The sequence below is a fragment of the Actinomycetospora chlora genome, from assembly GCF_039542135.1.
Classification (GTDB): Bacteria; Actinomycetota; Actinomycetes; order Mycobacteriales; family Pseudonocardiaceae; genus Actinomycetospora; species Actinomycetospora chlora.
Window position 1 is genome coordinate 68,193 of record NZ_BAABHO010000025.1, and the last position, 14,104, is coordinate 82,296.

18 protein-coding genes are annotated in these 14,104 nt (G+C 74.1%); 15 read left to right on the forward strand and 3 right to left on the reverse strand.

Annotation, left to right across the window (positions count from 1 at the left end; translation table 11 throughout):
* The first annotated feature begins 62 nt into the window (after positions 1–62).
* From ABD994_RS16650 to ABD994_RS16695, 10 genes are all read left to right on the forward strand, one after another.
* The gene (locus ABD994_RS16650; protein ID WP_345417071.1) at positions 63–506 is read left to right on the forward strand and encodes a MarR family winged helix-turn-helix transcriptional regulator; all 444 of its coding nucleotides are present in this window, start codon (positions 63–65) and stop codon (positions 504–506) included.
* Between the two features lie 79 nt (positions 507–585).
* Entirely contained in the window at positions 586–1,554 is a 969-nt protein-coding gene (paaA, locus tag ABD994_RS16655) for a 1,2-phenylacetyl-CoA epoxidase subunit PaaA (protein ID WP_345417074.1), read from the forward strand.
* A 2-nt stretch (positions 1,555–1,556) separates the two neighbouring features.
* Complete coding sequence (paaB, locus tag ABD994_RS16660; protein WP_425550073.1) at positions 1,557–1,898, forward strand: 1,2-phenylacetyl-CoA epoxidase subunit PaaB; 342 nt, start codon at positions 1,557–1,559, stop codon at positions 1,896–1,898.
* Complete coding sequence (paaC, locus tag ABD994_RS16665) at positions 1,898–2,893, forward strand: 1,2-phenylacetyl-CoA epoxidase subunit PaaC (RefSeq protein ID WP_345417080.1); 996 nt, start codon at positions 1,898–1,900, stop codon at positions 2,891–2,893. The genes paaB and paaC overlap by 1 nt, the downstream gene beginning before the upstream one ends.
* A 2-nt stretch (positions 2,894–2,895) precedes the next feature.
* Positions 2,896–3,408 (forward strand): 1,2-phenylacetyl-CoA epoxidase subunit PaaD, encoded by a 513-nt coding sequence (paaD, locus tag ABD994_RS16670; protein WP_345417083.1) that lies wholly within the window; start codon positions 2,896–2,898, stop codon positions 3,406–3,408.
* The gene (paaE, locus tag ABD994_RS16675; protein WP_345417086.1) at positions 3,408–4,511 is read left to right on the forward strand and encodes a 1,2-phenylacetyl-CoA epoxidase subunit PaaE; all 1,104 of its coding nucleotides are present in this window, start codon (positions 3,408–3,410) and stop codon (positions 4,509–4,511) included. Before paaD ends, paaE begins: the two co-directional genes overlap by 1 nt.
* A gap of 13 nt (positions 4,512–4,524) precedes the next feature.
* Complete coding sequence (paaZ, locus tag ABD994_RS16680; RefSeq protein ID WP_345417089.1) at positions 4,525–6,555, forward strand: phenylacetic acid degradation bifunctional protein PaaZ; 2,031 nt, start codon at positions 4,525–4,527, stop codon at positions 6,553–6,555.
* A 34-nt stretch (positions 6,556–6,589) separates the two neighbouring features.
* Positions 6,590–6,967, forward strand: coding sequence for a hydroxyphenylacetyl-CoA thioesterase PaaI (gene paaI / locus ABD994_RS16685; RefSeq protein WP_345417122.1), 378 nt, complete (start codon positions 6,590–6,592; stop codon positions 6,965–6,967).
* Between the two features lie 129 nt (positions 6,968–7,096).
* A complete protein-coding gene (locus ABD994_RS16690; RefSeq protein WP_345417092.1) occupies positions 7,097–7,753 on the forward strand; it encodes a DedA family protein in 657 nt (218 codons plus the stop codon).
* Between the two features lie 37 nt (positions 7,754–7,790).
* Complete coding sequence (locus ABD994_RS16695) at positions 7,791–8,108, forward strand: DUF8129 domain-containing protein (RefSeq protein ID WP_345417095.1); 318 nt, start codon at positions 7,791–7,793, stop codon at positions 8,106–8,108.
* A 39-nt stretch (positions 8,109–8,147) separates the two neighbouring features.
* On the opposite strand, the gene ABD994_RS16700 is transcribed toward ABD994_RS16695, so the two are convergent.
* Complete coding sequence (locus ABD994_RS16700; protein WP_345417098.1) at positions 8,148–9,296, reverse strand: acyl-CoA dehydrogenase family protein; 1,149 nt, start codon at positions 9,294–9,296, stop codon at positions 8,148–8,150.
* 67 nt (positions 9,297–9,363) lie between these two features.
* Here ABD994_RS16700 and ABD994_RS16705 point away from each other — a divergent pair, with 67 nt between their 5' ends.
* Positions 9,364–9,990 (forward strand): TetR/AcrR family transcriptional regulator, encoded by a 627-nt coding sequence (locus ABD994_RS16705; protein ID WP_345417101.1) that lies wholly within the window; start codon positions 9,364–9,366, stop codon positions 9,988–9,990.
* Here ABD994_RS16705 and ABD994_RS16710 read toward each other — a convergent pair.
* Both ABD994_RS16710 and ABD994_RS16715 read right to left on the reverse strand, forming a co-directional pair.
* Positions 9,953–10,777: a DUF2182 domain-containing protein gene (locus ABD994_RS16710; RefSeq protein ID WP_345417104.1), complete on the reverse strand. Its 825-nt coding sequence runs from the start codon at positions 10,775–10,777 to the stop codon at positions 9,953–9,955. The two genes, ABD994_RS16705 and ABD994_RS16710, sit on opposite strands and share 38 nt — an antisense overlap.
* 5 nt (positions 10,778–10,782) lie before the next feature.
* The gene (locus ABD994_RS16715; protein WP_345417107.1) at positions 10,783–11,385 is read right to left on the reverse strand and encodes a DUF1326 domain-containing protein; all 603 of its coding nucleotides are present in this window, start codon (positions 11,383–11,385) and stop codon (positions 10,783–10,785) included.
* A gap of 191 nt (positions 11,386–11,576) precedes the next feature.
* On the opposite strand from ABD994_RS16715, the gene ABD994_RS16720 reads away from it, so the two are divergent.
* The 4 genes from ABD994_RS16720 to ABD994_RS16735 all read left to right on the forward strand — a co-directional run bounded on the left by ABD994_RS16720 (position 11,577) and on the right by ABD994_RS16735 (position 14,053).
* Complete coding sequence (locus tag ABD994_RS16720) at positions 11,577–11,732, forward strand: hypothetical protein (RefSeq protein WP_345417110.1); 156 nt, start codon at positions 11,577–11,579, stop codon at positions 11,730–11,732.
* A 93-nt stretch (positions 11,733–11,825) separates the two neighbouring features.
* Positions 11,826–12,176 carry a YciI family protein gene (locus ABD994_RS16725; protein ID WP_345417113.1) on the forward strand — a complete coding sequence of 117 codons (351 nt, stop codon included), beginning with the start codon at positions 11,826–11,828 and terminating at the stop codon, positions 12,174–12,176.
* Positions 12,164–13,390, forward strand: coding sequence for an RNA polymerase sigma factor (locus tag ABD994_RS16730; RefSeq protein WP_345417125.1), 1,227 nt, complete (start codon positions 12,164–12,166; stop codon positions 13,388–13,390). The genes ABD994_RS16725 and ABD994_RS16730 overlap by 13 nt, the downstream gene beginning before the upstream one ends.
* An 18-nt stretch (positions 13,391–13,408) precedes the next feature.
* Positions 13,409–14,053, forward strand: a complete 645-nt coding sequence (locus ABD994_RS16735; RefSeq protein WP_345417116.1) for a DUF1707 SHOCT-like domain-containing protein — start codon at positions 13,409–13,411, stop codon at positions 14,051–14,053.
* Positions 14,054–14,104: the final 51 nt, after the last annotated feature.

The following is a 14,104-nucleotide window of genomic DNA, read 5'->3' on the forward strand; positions in this document are numbered from 1 at the left end:
ACGAACAATCGTGGGAGTACAGCATCACCGCACCGCGACTCCACCGCCGGGCCGGCTTCCTGGTGACCCAGCTCGGCACGCACCGGCACCGGCGCTTCGCCGACCGTCTCGCGGCCTTCGGCCTGCACCCGCGGCACGTCGGGATGCTCAGCCTGCTCGCCGCGCACGAGGGCCGGTCCCAGCAGGCGCTCGGGACCGCGCTGGGACTGCACCGCAGCGCGGTCGTCGCCCTCGTGGACGACCTCGAGGCGCGCGACCTCGCCGAGCGACGACCGGACCCGACGGACCGCCGCGCCCACGCGCTCTTCCTCACGCCGTCGGGCCGCGAGCTGCTGGTCCGGCTCGAGGACGTCGCCGAGCAGGACGAGGACGAGTTCCTGCGCGGACTCGATCCGGCGGAGCGCGCCACCCTGGTCGCGCTGTTGCAGCGCGTCGCCGCCGCGCAGGGGCTCACGGCCGGCGTGCACCCCGGCCTCGACCCCACCGAGGACGGTCCGCGCCGTTAGCCGTTCGCCGGTTGCGGAAGCGGCCGTCCGTGCGTCACCATCACAACCGAACGAACATTCGGTACGGAGGGGGCCACCGATGACGGTGACCGAGGACCAGACCCGCGACCCCGAGGCGGCACTCGAGGCACAGTTCGACCGCACCGTCGCCGCCGAGGGCCGGATCGAGCCGCGCGACTGGATGCCCGAGGGCTACCGGAAGACGCTGATCCGCCAGATCGCGCAGCACGCCCACTCCGAGATCATCGGCATGCAGCCCGAGGGCAACTGGATCCTGCGGGCGCCCAGCCTCCGGCGGAAGGCGATCCTGCTGGCCAAGGTGCAGGACGAGGCCGGCCACGGGCTCTACCTCTACTCGGCCACCGAGACGCTCGGCGTCGACCGCTCCGAGCTCACCGAGAAGCTCATCGACTCCAAGCAGAAGTACTCGTCGATCTTCAACTACCCGACGCTGACCTTCGCCGACATCGGCGTCATCGGCTGGCTCGTCGACGGGGCCGCGATCGTCAACCAGGTGCCGCTCTGCCGCTCCAGCTACGGGCCCTACGCGCGGGCGATGGTGCGCATCTGCAAGGAGGAGTCGTTCCACCAGCGCCAGGGCTTCGAGCTCCTGCGCACGCTGATGGCCGGCACCGACGCGCAGCGCGCGATGGTCCAGGACGCGGTGGACCGCTGGTGGTGGCCGTCGCTGATGATGTTCGGCCCGGCCGACGGCGACTCGCCCAACACCCAGCAGTCGATGGCCTGGCGGATCAAGCGCCACACGAACGACGAGCTGCGCCAGCGCTACGTTGACATGACGGTGCCGCAGGCCGAGGCCCTCGGCGTGACGCTCCCGGACCCGGAGCTCCGCTGGAACGACGAGCGGCAGGCCCACGACTTCGGCGACATCGACTGGGACGAGTTCATGCAGGTGGTCAAGGGTGCCGGGCCCTGCAACGCCCAGCGCCTGCAGAACCGCCGCGCCGCCCACGAGGACGGGCAGTGGGTCCGCGACGCCGCGAGCGCGTACGCCGCGAAGCAGGCCGCGAAGGAGGTGGCGGCATGAGCATGGCCGACGACGTCACCGCCCACGTCGAGGGCGAGCCGCGCTTCGAGGGCACCACGCCGAAGGCGACGTGGCCCCTCTACGAGGTCTTCGTGCGCGGCAAGCGCGGGCTCAACCACGTGCACGTCGGGTCGCTGCACGCCCCCGACGACACGATGGCGCTGCACAACGCCCGCAACCTCTACACGCGGCGCAACGAGGGCGTGAGCATCTGGGTGGTGCGCGGCGACGCGATCACCGCGTCCAGCCCGGACGAGAAGGACCCGTTCTTCGCGCCCTCGGGGGACAAGGTCTACCGCCACCCCACGTTCTATGAGATCCCCGACGACGTTCCGCACCTGTGATGAGCAGCCACCACGAGACGGACGACGAGAACGTCCCCGGTACGGAGCGCAGCGGAGCTGACGGCAACGTCTACGACGCCCTGGCCACCGCCGACGACGACGGCCGCTGGGCCTTCGGCACCGGGTTCGACGCCGGCACCGCCGAGATCGACGCCCCGGCGCCCGAGGGCGTCGACCGCGAGGACCTCGCGGCCTACTGCCTCATGCTCGCCGACGACGCCCTGATCGCCTCCCAGCGCCTGGCCGGCTGGACGACGAAGGCGCCCGAGCTCGAGGAGGAGGTCGCGCTCGCGAACATCGCGCTCGACCTGCTCGGGCAGGCCCGCGTGCTGCTCTCCCGCGCCGGCCACCTGGGCGCGGCGGAGCCGTTCCGGGCGGGGCCGTGGGACGCGCAGCGGAGCGGAGCCGGACCCTTGCCACAGGACGACGAGGACGTCCTGACCTACTTCCGCGACGACCGCGCGTTCCGCAACGTCACGCTCGTCGAGACCGACCTCGGCGACTTCGGCCGCACGATCGCCTGGCTGCTCGTGCTGTCGTCGTGGCGTCTCGCACTGATGCAGCGGCTGACGGGCTCGGGGGACCCCGTGCTCGCCGCCGTCGCCGGCAAGGCGGTCAAAGAGCTGACCTACCACCGCGACTACGCCGCCCAGTGGGTGCTGCGCCTCGGGGACGGCACCGAGGTCTCGCACGTCCGCATGCAGGCGGGCCTGGACGCGGTGTGGCCGTTCGTCGAGGAGCTGTTCCTGCCCCACGCCGTCGAGCGCCGCCTCGCCGACGCCGGCGTCGCCGTGGATCCGGGCGGGTTGCGCGCCGAGGTCGACGCCGTGCTGGACCAGGTCCTGCCGACGGCCACCCTGACCCGCCCCGAGCGTCCGGCCGTGGGCCTCGTCGGCGGGCGCGGCGGCCGCGACGGCGTGCACACCGAGGCGCTCGGCACCCTGCTCGCGCTCATGCAGTCGCTGGCCCGCGCGCACCCGGAGGCGACGTGGTGACCATGACGGACACGGCCCTCACCCACGCCCGCGCGGCCGCCGAGCGCGTCGTCGACCCCGAGATGCCGATGCTGACGCTCGCCGACCTCGGCGTCCTGCGCGGCGTCGACACCACCGACGACGGCACGGTGGTCGTCACCCTCACCCCGACCTACTCCGGCTGCCCCGCGCTCGACGAGATGCGCCACGACCTGCGCCGCGCCCTGCACGACGCCGGGCACGAGCGCGTCGAGGTGCGCACGACGTTCAGCCCGCCGTGGTCCACCGACTGGATCTCCGACGAGGGCCGCCGCAAGCTCGCCGAGGCCGGCGTCGCCCCGCCCGACCGCATCGGTCCGCGCGAGGTCGGCGGCCCGGTGCCGCTGACGCTCGCCCCGCCGTCACGGCTCGTGCGCTGCCCGCGCTGCGGCGCGCCGGAGACCGAGGAGACCTCGCGGTTCGGGCCGACGGCCTGCACGGCGCTGCGTCGCTGCCGGTCGTGCGCCGAGCCGTTCGAGCACGTCAAGGAGATCTGATGAGCGCTCCCGCCCCGGAGCGGGCCGCCGCCCGCGCGGCCGGCTTCCACACCCTGCGGGTCGCCGGCGTCGAGCGTCTCTGCGACGACGCGGTCGCGGTGACGTTCGACGTCCCGGACCACCTCGCCGACGACTACCGCTTCCGCGCCGGGCAGTACCTGACGCTGCGGCTGGCCACCGACTCGGGCGACGAGCGCCGCTCCTACTCGATCTGCGCGCCCGAGGGCGCCGCGCCGCGGATCGGCGTGCGGCGCGTCGACGACGGCCTGTTCTCGACGTGGCTGGTCGACCGGCTCGCCGCGGGCGACGAGATCGAGGTGGGGCCGCCGCAGGGCCGGTTCACCCCTCCGGACGACGGCTCGCTCGGTACCCATCACGTGCTCGTCGCCGCCGGGTCGGGCATCACGCCGGTGCTCTCGATCGCCGCGACCGTGCTCGCCGCGCACCCCGACACCCACGTCACGCTGCTCTACGGCAACCGCCGCAGCGACACCGTGATGTTCGGCGAGGACCTCGCCGACCTCAAGGACCGCTACGGCCCGCGGCTGCAGCTCGTGCACGTGCTCTCGCGCGAGCCCACCGCGTCGGACCTGGTCAACGGCCGGCTCGACGCCGACCGGCTGCGCACGCTGATCGGCGCGCTGGTGCCGGTCGGCGACGTCGCGCACTGGTGGCTGTGCGGCCCGCTCGGGATGGTCGAGGCGGCGACCGAGGTGATCGGGTCGTTCGACGTGCCCCGGCAGCGGGTCCACCGCGAGCTGTTCTACGTGGACGAGCCGCCGCCCGAGGTGCACCGGGCCGAGGACGACGTCGTCGACGACGCCGGCGGCGCGGCGGTCACGGTCGTGCTCAATGGCCGCGCGAGCGTGCTGACCCTGCCCCGCACCGAGCCCGTCCTCGACGCCGCGCAGCGCGTGCGGTCGGACCTGCCGTTCGCCTGCAAGGGCGGCGTCTGCGGGACCTGCCGCGCGCAGGTGACCGCCGGCGAGGTGCGCATGCGCCGCAACTTCGCGCTCGAGCCCGAGGAGGTCGACGCCGGGTTCGTGCTGACCTGCCAGGCCCTGCCGGTGTCCGACGAGGTCACCGTCGACTACGACGTGTAGGAGCCCTTCTCGCATGAGCGTCTTCGCCAGCTACGTCCGCGGCGGGTGGGTCACCCCCGACGGCGTCGAGGGCCGCCCGATGACCGACGCCGTCACCGGCGAGGAGATCGGCCGGCTCGCCACCGACGGCATCGACATGGCCGCGGTCGCCGAGTACGGGCGGCGGACCGGTGGGCCGGCGCTGCGCGCCCTGTCGTTCCACCAGCGCGCGTCGCTGCTCAAGGCGCTGGCCGGCCACCTGCGCGAGCACCGCGAGGAGCTCTACGCGGTGTCGGCGCGGACCGGCGCGACGAAGGGTGACGCGAAGTTCGACGTCGACGGCGGCATCGGCGTGCTGCAGGTCTACGCGTCGCTCGGCAAGCGCGAGCTGCCCGCCTCCGGCCCGTGGCTCGACGGCGACCTCGCCCCGCTGAGCAGGGGCGGGACGTTCGTCGCCCAGCACGTGTACACGCCCCTGCAGGGTGTCGCGGTGCAGGTCAACGCCTACAACTTCCCCTGCTGGGGCCCGCTGGAGAAGCTCGCCCCGGCGTTCCTGGCCGGCGTCCCGACGATCATCAAGCCGGCGACGCCGACGGCGTTCCTCACCGCCGAGCTCGTGCGGCTGATCGTCGACTCCGGGCTGCTGCCGGAGGGGTCGGTGCAGTTCCTCGCCGGCTCGACCGGGGACCTGTTCGACCACCTCACCGAGCAGGACCTGGTGTCGTTCACCGGCTCGGCGTCCACGGCGCGCCAGCTGCGCACCCACCCGGTGCTCGCGGCGCGCGCGGTCCGCTTCACCGCCGAGGCCGACTCGCTGAACTGCTCGATCCTCGGCCCGGACGCGACGCCGGGGACCCCGGAGTTCGACCTGTACGTGTCGCAGCTCGTCACCGAGATGACGGTCAAGGCCGGGCAGAAGTGCACGGCGATCCGGCGCGCGTTCGTGCCCGCGGCGCAGGCGGACGCGGTGGTCGAGGCGGTGCGGGGGAAGCTCGCCGAGGTCGTCGTCGGCGACCCGTCGGCCGAGGGCGTGACGATGGGCGCGCTGGCCGGGCTCGAGCAGCGCGAGGAGGTGCGCCGCTCGCTGAAGTCGCTGACCGACGCCGCCGAGGTGGTGTTCGGCGACCCCGAGCAGGTCGACGTGCGCGGCGCCGACGCCGAGCGCGGCGCGTTCCTGTCCCCGGTGCTGTTGCGCGCGACGGCCGACAGCGCGGCGGTGCACGAGGTCGAGGCGTTCGGGCCGGTGTCGACGGTGGTGCCCTACTCGTCGACCGCCGAGGTGATCGAGCTCGCCGCCCGCGGGCAGGGCTCGCTGGCCGGCTCGGTGGTGACGGCCGACCCCGACGTCGCCCGCGAGGTCGTGCTCGGCGTTGCGCCGTGGCACGGGCGACTGCTCGTGCTCGACCGCGGCGACGCGAAGGAGTCGACGGGCCACGGCTCGCCGATGCCGCAGCTCGTGCACGGCGGACCGGGGCGCGCCGGCGGCGGCGAGGAGATGGGTGGGCTGCGCGGCGTCGCCCACCACATGCAGCGCTCGGCGATCCAGGCGAGCCCGGACATGCTGTCGGCGATCACCGGGCGCTGGGTGCCGGGCAGCGCGCGCACCGTCACCGACGAGCACCCGTTCCGCAAGCACCTCGAGGACCTGCGCCCGGGCGACACCGTCGTCGGCGGACCGCGGCGGGTGACCGAGTCCGACGTGGAGCACTTCGCCGAGTTCACCGGCGACACGTTCTACGCCCACCTCGACGCCGAGGCGGCGGCGGCGAACCCGTTCTTCGGCGAGCGCGTGGCCCACGGCTACCTCGTCGTCTCGTTCGCGGCGGGCCTGTTCGTCGACCCGGCCCCGGGGCCGGTGCTGGCCAACTTCGGGGTGGACAACCTGCGCTTCCTGACGCCGGTGAAGTTCGGCGACGAGCTGACGATCACGCTGACGGCCAAGGACATCTCGCCGCGGGCGTCGGCCGCGTACGGCGAGGTGCGCTGGGACGCCGAGGTCGTCAACGGGGACGGCGAGCCGGTGGCGAAGTACGACGTGCTGACGCTGGTGGCGAAGCGTGGGTGAGGTCGGCCCAGTGATCAGCGCGGCCGTCCGGCGCATGTGGGACGACGACGCGGCGTCGCGCAAGCTCGGCATGGAGCTGCACGAGGCCGTCGACGGCCGGGCGCGGCTCACCATGACCGTCACCGAGGACATGGTGAACGGGCACGGCATGTGCCACGGCGGCTACCTGTTCCTGCTCGCGGACTCCGCGTTCGCCTGCGCGTGCAACAGCCCCGGGCCGGTGGCGGTGGCCGCCGCGGCCGACATCGTGTTCGTCGCGTCGGCGATGACCGGAGACGTGCTGGAGGCGATCGCGACCGAGCGGGTCGCCTTCGGGCGCAGCGGCGTCTACGACGTGACCCTCGGCCGGCCGCGCGACGGCCAGGTGATCGCCGAGTTCCGGGGCCGGAGCCGGACGCTGCGCCGCGAGTAGCTCACGGCCGGTAGCCGATGGGGCCGTCCGCGGTCGCAAAACGGACGCCGGGGTGCCCCGGGGCGCCACCGTGGGTCATCATCGCGAGGATCGGGGGCGACCCCGAACGTCGACACGAGAGGCCCCGACGTGGCGATCGACCACTGGCTGATGACGATCCCGCCGCTGGCGGTGTACCTCGCCGTCGCGGGTGTCGTCGGCATCGAGAGCCTCGGCGTGCCGCTGCCGGGCGAGGTGGTGCTGGTCAGCGCCGCCCTCCTGTCCTCGCGGCACGAGCTCGCGGTGTCGCCGCTGTGGGTCGCGCTGGCCGCGCTCGCCGGCGCAGTGATCGGCGACTCCATCGGCTACGGCATCGGGCACCGCTACGGGATCGGGCTGCTGCAGCGGCTGGGGCGGCGCTTCCCCAAGCACTTCGGGCCGTCCCACCTCGCCCTGGCCGAGCGGGCGTTCGCGCGCTGGGGTGTCCTGACGGTGATCATCGGGCGGTTCATCGCGATCCTGCGGATCCTCGCCGGCCCGCTCGCCGGGGCGCTGCGGATGCCGTACGCGAAGTTCCTGCCGGCGAACATCATCGGCGGCGCGCTGTGGACCATCGGGACGGTCTACGCGATCTACTTCCTCGGGATCGTCGCCGAGACCTGGCTCAAGCGCTTCTCCTATGTGGGGCTGATCGTGGCGCTGGTCGCCGGCGCGACGATCGGCTGGATGGTCAAGAAGCGGGTGTCGCGCTCGCTCGCGGCGCCCCCCGCCACACCCCCGGAGGAGGAGGGTGCGTCGGCGGCCTGACCGGGTAGCCCTGCGGCCCCGTCCGCAGGAGGTCACGGTGGCCGACACACCGCAGTTCCCCGACTTCGACCACGCCACGGTCGACACCGTCAAGCACCGCATCCGCTCGCTGGAGCGCGCGGACGTGCAGGGGCTGCTCGACCACGAGCAGGCGCACTCGTCACGCATGCCCGTGATCGAGGTGCTGCGCACCCGGCTCGCCGAGCTCGACGCCGGCGCCACCCCGTCGGGCGGCGACCAGAGCGAGGCGCGCGAGTCCGGGACGTCGCACGGCTCGCCGGTCTCCCCCGACGGCGCCGCCCAGCCCGGCCCGCCCGACCGCCACGGCCTCCGCCAGGTCACCTGGGGTGGCTGAGTCCTACGTGCGTGATCTTCTGAGCTATAGCTCGGAAGATCACGCACGTACCTCACGGGCGAAGCCGCGGCTGATGACGAGGCGCTGGATCTGGTTCGTGCCCTCGAAGATCTGCATGATCTTGGCCTCGCGCATGTAGCGCTCCACCGGGAAGTCGCGGGTGTAGCCGTAGCCGCCGAACACCTGCACCGCGTCGGTGGTGACGCGCATGGCGTTGTCGGTCGCGACGAGCTTGGCCGCGCTGGCCTGGCGCGAGTACGGGCGGCCGAGGTCGCGGCGTCGCGCGGCGTCGAGGTAGGTCGCGCGGGCCGAGTCGACCGCGGCGGCCATGTCGGCCAGGACGAAGCCCAGGCCCTGGTGGTCGACGATCTTCTTGCCGAACGTCGTGCGCTCGTTGGCGTACTCGACGGCGGCGTCGAGCGCGCCCTGGGCGAGGCCGACGGCGCAGGCCGCGATGCCGAGGCGGCCGGAGTCCAGCGCCGAGAACGCGATCTCGAGGCCCTGCCCCTCGCGGCCGATGAGGCGGTCGGCGTCGAGGACCGCGCCGTCCCAGTTCGCCGTGGCCGTCGGGACCGCGTGCAGGCCCATCTTCTCCTCGGGCTTCCCCCAGGACAGGCCCTCGGCCTGCCCGGGCGCGAGGAAGCACGAGACGCCGCGCGAGCCCTCCCCGGTGCGCGCGAACAGCGCGTAGAAGTCGGCCCGGCCGCCGTGGGTGATCCACGCCTTGGTGCCGGTGATGCGATAGCCGGCGTCGACCTTCTCCGCCTTGCAGCGCAGCGCCGCGGCGTCCGACCCGGCCTGGGGCTCGGAGAGCGAGTAGCCGCCGACCACGTCGCCGCCGAGCATCTCCGGCAGCCGCTGCTTCTGCTCCTCGGTGCCGAAGGTGAACAGCGGGAAGCACGACAGCGAGTGCACGCTCGTGGCCACGGCGACCGCGGCCCACCGCGCGGCCAGCTCCTCGAGCACCTGCAGGTAGACCTCGTACGGCTGACCGCCGCCGCCGACCTCCTCCGGGTACGGCAGGCCGAGCAGCCCGGCCTGCCCGAGCGTCGCGAACAGGCCCTCGGGGTAGGTCTCCGCGCGCTCGTGCTCCTCGACCCGCGTCGCGAGCTCCTTGTCCGCGAGGTCGCGGGTGAGCTCGAGGAGGTCCTCGGCCTCCTGGGTGGGCAGCAGACGGTCGACCGGCATCGCGTGGCTCCTATCGGTACTGAAGTCGGTCCTAGAGTACCGATGCGGGTGTCGCTAGGGTAGGGCCGTGACCGCCCCGACCCCGACGCGCCGGGGTGCCGCGCGCCACTCGGAGCTGTTCGACGCCCTCGTCGCCCTGCTGCTCGCCGAGGGCTTCGCCCACCTCACGCTCGACGACGTCGCCGGCCGGCTGCGCTGCTCGAAGCGGACGCTCTACGCGCTGGCCGGGTCGAAGGAGCAGCTGGTGCGGGCGGCGGTCGTGCACTTCTTCGAGCGCGCCACCACCCACGTCGAGGCCGCCGTGGCCGCGGAGCGCGAGCCCACCCGACGCCTGGAGGCCTACCTGCGCGCCGTCGCCGCGGAGCTCGCCCCGGCGTCCCCGCGCTTCATGGACGACCTGGCCGCCTTCCCGCCCGCCGCCGACGTCTACGCGCGCAACACCCGCGCCGCCGCGGGTCGCGTCGGCGAGCTCATCGCCGAGGGCGTCGCGGCCGGGGCGTTCCGCGACGACGTGCCGACGGCGTTCGCCGCCGAGGTGATCACCTCGACGATGGTCGCCGTCCAGCAGCGCCGGGTCGCCGGCGCGACGGGGCTCGGCGACGCGGAGGCCTACGACGCGCTCGCGACGCTCCTGCTGCACGGCCTCACCCGCGACCTCACATCCCCGGCATCCCCGGCATCCCCGCCGGCGTGACCGGGATCGTCAGGCCCGGCACGGCCCCCGGGGCGACGAGCACGAGCACACCGAGGGCGACCAGCAGCACGGCCGTGCCCCAGGTGACGACCGCGCGCCACGGCGCGGTCTTCTCGACGGCGATGAGGACGGCGATGAACGCCATCCACACGAGGCTCATCACCCCGAGGGCGAACAGAGCGAGCATGAGCGCCCAGCAGCAGCCGAGGCACCACGCGCCGAGCAGGACACCCATGCGCAGGCCACCGGCCGGGCCGTCGCGCCACGAGCCGAGCAGGAACCCCAGCGGGCTGCGGCACCGGCCCAGACACACGTCCTTGAGCGGCGTGAGCTCGTAGACGCCGGCGAACGCGATCACCGCGCCCGCGAGCACCCGGCCCCCGGCGTCCCAGGTGAGCGAGCCCCCGGCGAGACCGCCGACGGCCTGCGCCAGGAGCCAGGCCACGACGCCGGCCGCGGTCCACGTCAGGAGGTACCCGGCGGTGAACGCGGTGGACGCGAGCGGCGTGCGGCCCCGGGTCATGCGGGCGTACAACGCGACCGTCGGCGCGACCGACGGGAACATCATCGCCGCCATCATCACGACCCACAGCAGGACGAACCAGGCGAAGCCGCCGAGCGCGGTCCAAGGGCCGGCGTCCATCCCGCGCATCTGCGCCGCGGTCCACCACCACCCGAGCGCCGCGAGCAGGAGCAGCACGGCGACGAGACCGAGCCGCGTGCGGGCGGCACGCAGTGCCGGGCGCGGGCCCTGGTCGGTGGCCGGTCGCCCGTCCTCGAGCGTCATCGCACTCAGGCCGCCCAGGAGAAGTCGGCGTGCGACACCCCCGTCTTCCCCTCGTAGGCGATGCCGAAGGCGTCGATGCGCGAGCGCCGCGCCTCGGCCATGACGAGGTCGGACGCCACGGGGTGGAACATGCCGGCGAAGCGCACCGGCTCGCCCGTCTCGACCCCGAACGGGACGATGTCCTCGATCTCGAAGTCGATCCCGCCGGACACGGCGACCGTGTGCCGCAGCCCGTCGTGGTCGATCTCGATGCTCGCCCGCTCCGGGCCCAGCACCTCGCCGACCAGCGGCACGAGCCCGGCCATCGGGCCGCCGAGCTGGCCGCCGAACACGCGGGCGAGCTGCGCGAACTGGGAGTCGTCGGCCTGGTCGTCCACGAACACCCCGACGCGCCAGTTGCCGTCGGTCATCACCTTCGGGGTGTCGATGATCATGACCACCTTGCGGCCGGCGATGTCGGTGCCCTCGATCGACCCCTCGGTGATGTCGAACGCGAGGCTCGCCCGGCAGAAGTCGTACGTGGCGCCGTGGTCGAACGACAGGTTGCAGGGGCACATCAGCTCGCACGAGCACGTCTCGACGTACCGGCCGCGCAGGTTCCAGGACATCGCCGCTCCCGTCCCGACGTCGTAGGACCAGCGAATGTCCTGCGGGCCGTTCCCCCGTGTCAAGGCGCGGCGGCGACGCTCCGGACACCGTTGTCTCCCATCTCGGACACGCCCTGAACGGTCGCTGCACACCTCGGCACGGGCGTCGTCCCGGCCCGGACGGTCGGCCGGAGCTGGTACACGTGGTGGCGATGACCGAGCCAGCCGCGCCGCTCCTCCGCACGACCGTCCGGCCCGTCGCCGGACTGTTCTGGCGCGCGGTGTCCGCGGGGTGGTGGGCCAGCCGTGGGTGGCACGCCGCCCGCACCGCCGTGCTCACCGCGGTCGACGACGTGTCGCGACGCTAGGAGATTCTTCGCCGGACCCTGTCGATCGGCCCGGGCGCCGTTCGTGGAGGGGTGTGCGGGCGCCGGGCCCGCACCGCGACGAGGGAGACCCCGATGGCCCACTACCTGCTCAGCGTCCTCACGCCCACCGAGGGCGAGCCGCCGTCCGACACCGAGATGCAGGAGATCATGGGCCGCGTCGCCCAGCTCCAGCAGGACATGCAGGACGCCGGGGTCTGGGTGTTCTCCGGCGGCCTCGAGGCCCCGGACACCGCGACGGTGCTGCGCCGCAGCGGCGACGACGTCCTGGTCACCGACGGCCCGTTCGTCGAGCTCAAGGAGTACGTCGGCGGCCTGACGATCATCGACGCGCCCGACCTGGACGCGGCGCTGGCGTGGGGCCGGCGCTCCACCGACGCCGTCGGCCTGCCGATCGAGGTCCGGCCGTTCCACTGGACGCCGTGACGACCGCACCCTCCTCGGCGGAGATCTCCCGGATCTTCGCCGAGGAGTACGGCCGGTGCGTGGCGACGCTCGTGCGCACGCTCGGCGACATCGACCTCGCCGAGGAGGCGGTGCAGGACGCGGTGACCGTCGCGCTCACCCGCTGGCCCGCCGACGGCGTCCCGCCCAACCCGGGCGGCTGGATCGTCACCACCGCGCGGCGCCGCGCGCTCGACCGGCTGCGCCGCGACGCGGTCGGCCGCGACAAGGAGGCCCGCGCGGCCCGCGAGGAGCCGCCCCCGGAGGAGCCCGAGGAGCCGGCGGAGGAGGGACCCGTGCACGACGACCGCCTGCGCATGGTCTTCACCTGCTGCCACCCCGCGCTCGCCCTGCCCGCGCGGGTGGCGCTGACGCTGCGCCTGCTCGGCGGACTCGAGACGCCCGAGATCGCCCGGGCGTTCCTCGTGCCCGAGGCGACGATGGCGCAGCGGATCGTCCGCGCCAAGAACAAGATCCGTGCCGCGCTCATCCCCTACCGCGTCCCCCGCGACGCCGACCTGCCCGACCGCCTGCCCGGCGTCCTGGCCGTCGTCTACCTGGTCTTCACCGAGGGCCACGCGACGGCCACCCGCGACGACCTCGCCGCCGAGGCCATCCGGTTGGGCCGCCTGCTCGCCGAGCTCATGCCCGACGAGCCCGAGGTGCTGGGCCTGCTCGCGCTCATGCTGCTCAGCGAGGCCCGCCGGCCCGCCCGCACCGCCCCCGACGGCTCGCGGGTGCTGCTCGCCGACCAGGACCGCGCGCGCTGGGACCGGGCGCTGATCGACGAGGGCCTCGACCTCGTGCGGCGCTGCCTGCGCCGGGGCCGGCCCGGGCCCTACCAGGTCCAGGCCGCGATCAACGCCGTCCACGTCTCCGCGCCGGACGCCGCGTCCACCGACTGGGCCCAGCTCGTCGCCCTGCACGACCAGCTCCTCGCGCTCACCCCGAGCCCGACGGTGGCGCTGAACCGGGCGGTGGCCCTGGCCGAGACCGAGGGCCCGGCCGCGGCGCTGGTGATCGTCGACGAGCTCGCCGAGCGCCTGGACCGCTACCACCTGCTGCACGCCGTGCGCGCCGACCTGCTGCGCCGCCTCGGCCGGGACGACGAGGCCGACCGGGCGCTCGACGCGGCGATCGCCCGTGCCGACGACCCCGACGACCGGGCCCTGCTCGTCGCCCGTCGCTCGGGGTGACCGGGCAGGATGGTCCGCGTGACCGCCGAGCCGCCCGAGATCCGGATCGGTGACCGGCAGCGGCGTGCCACCGACGACCGGCTGCGCGCCGCGCTCGACGACGGCGTCCTGACGCTCACCGAGTACGACGAGCGCAGCCGGCAGTGCTTCGCGGCGCGCGTGCAGCGCGACCTCGACGCCCTGGTGGCCGACCTGCCCGCGCCGAACGCCCCGGAGCCGGCCACTCCCGCCCCGGCTTCGGCGACGCCCGTCGCGCCGGCCCGGCAGCAGCAGCCCTGGTTCCACCGCCTCGGACGCGTGGTCGTGCCGATCGTGGTGCTGGGCGCCGTGGTCTTCGGCGGCACCCGCGTGACCGGCGCCGACGACGGGTTCGCGGTCTTCGGCAGCCGGGTCGTGCCCGTGGCGGCCGGTCAGGAGCGCGTGGAGGTCGCGTCGCTCTTCGGCTCCACCGAGGTCGTCGTCCCCGACGGCACGGTCGTCCAGCAGAGCGGCTACCTGGTGTTCGGCAGCATCCGCTGCGAGGACGCGTGCCGGGTGCCGCCCGGGGCGCCGAGCGAGCGCCCGGTGACCGTCGACGCGGGGGGCGCGTTCGGGTCGGTCCAGATCGTGACCGCCACCGAGGCGGCGCAGGGCGGCCTGCGCGACCGGGACGACGACGACTGACGCGTCACGGTCGGTGACGGCGGGGTCGCGGAGAAAATTCCCGGACCCGGG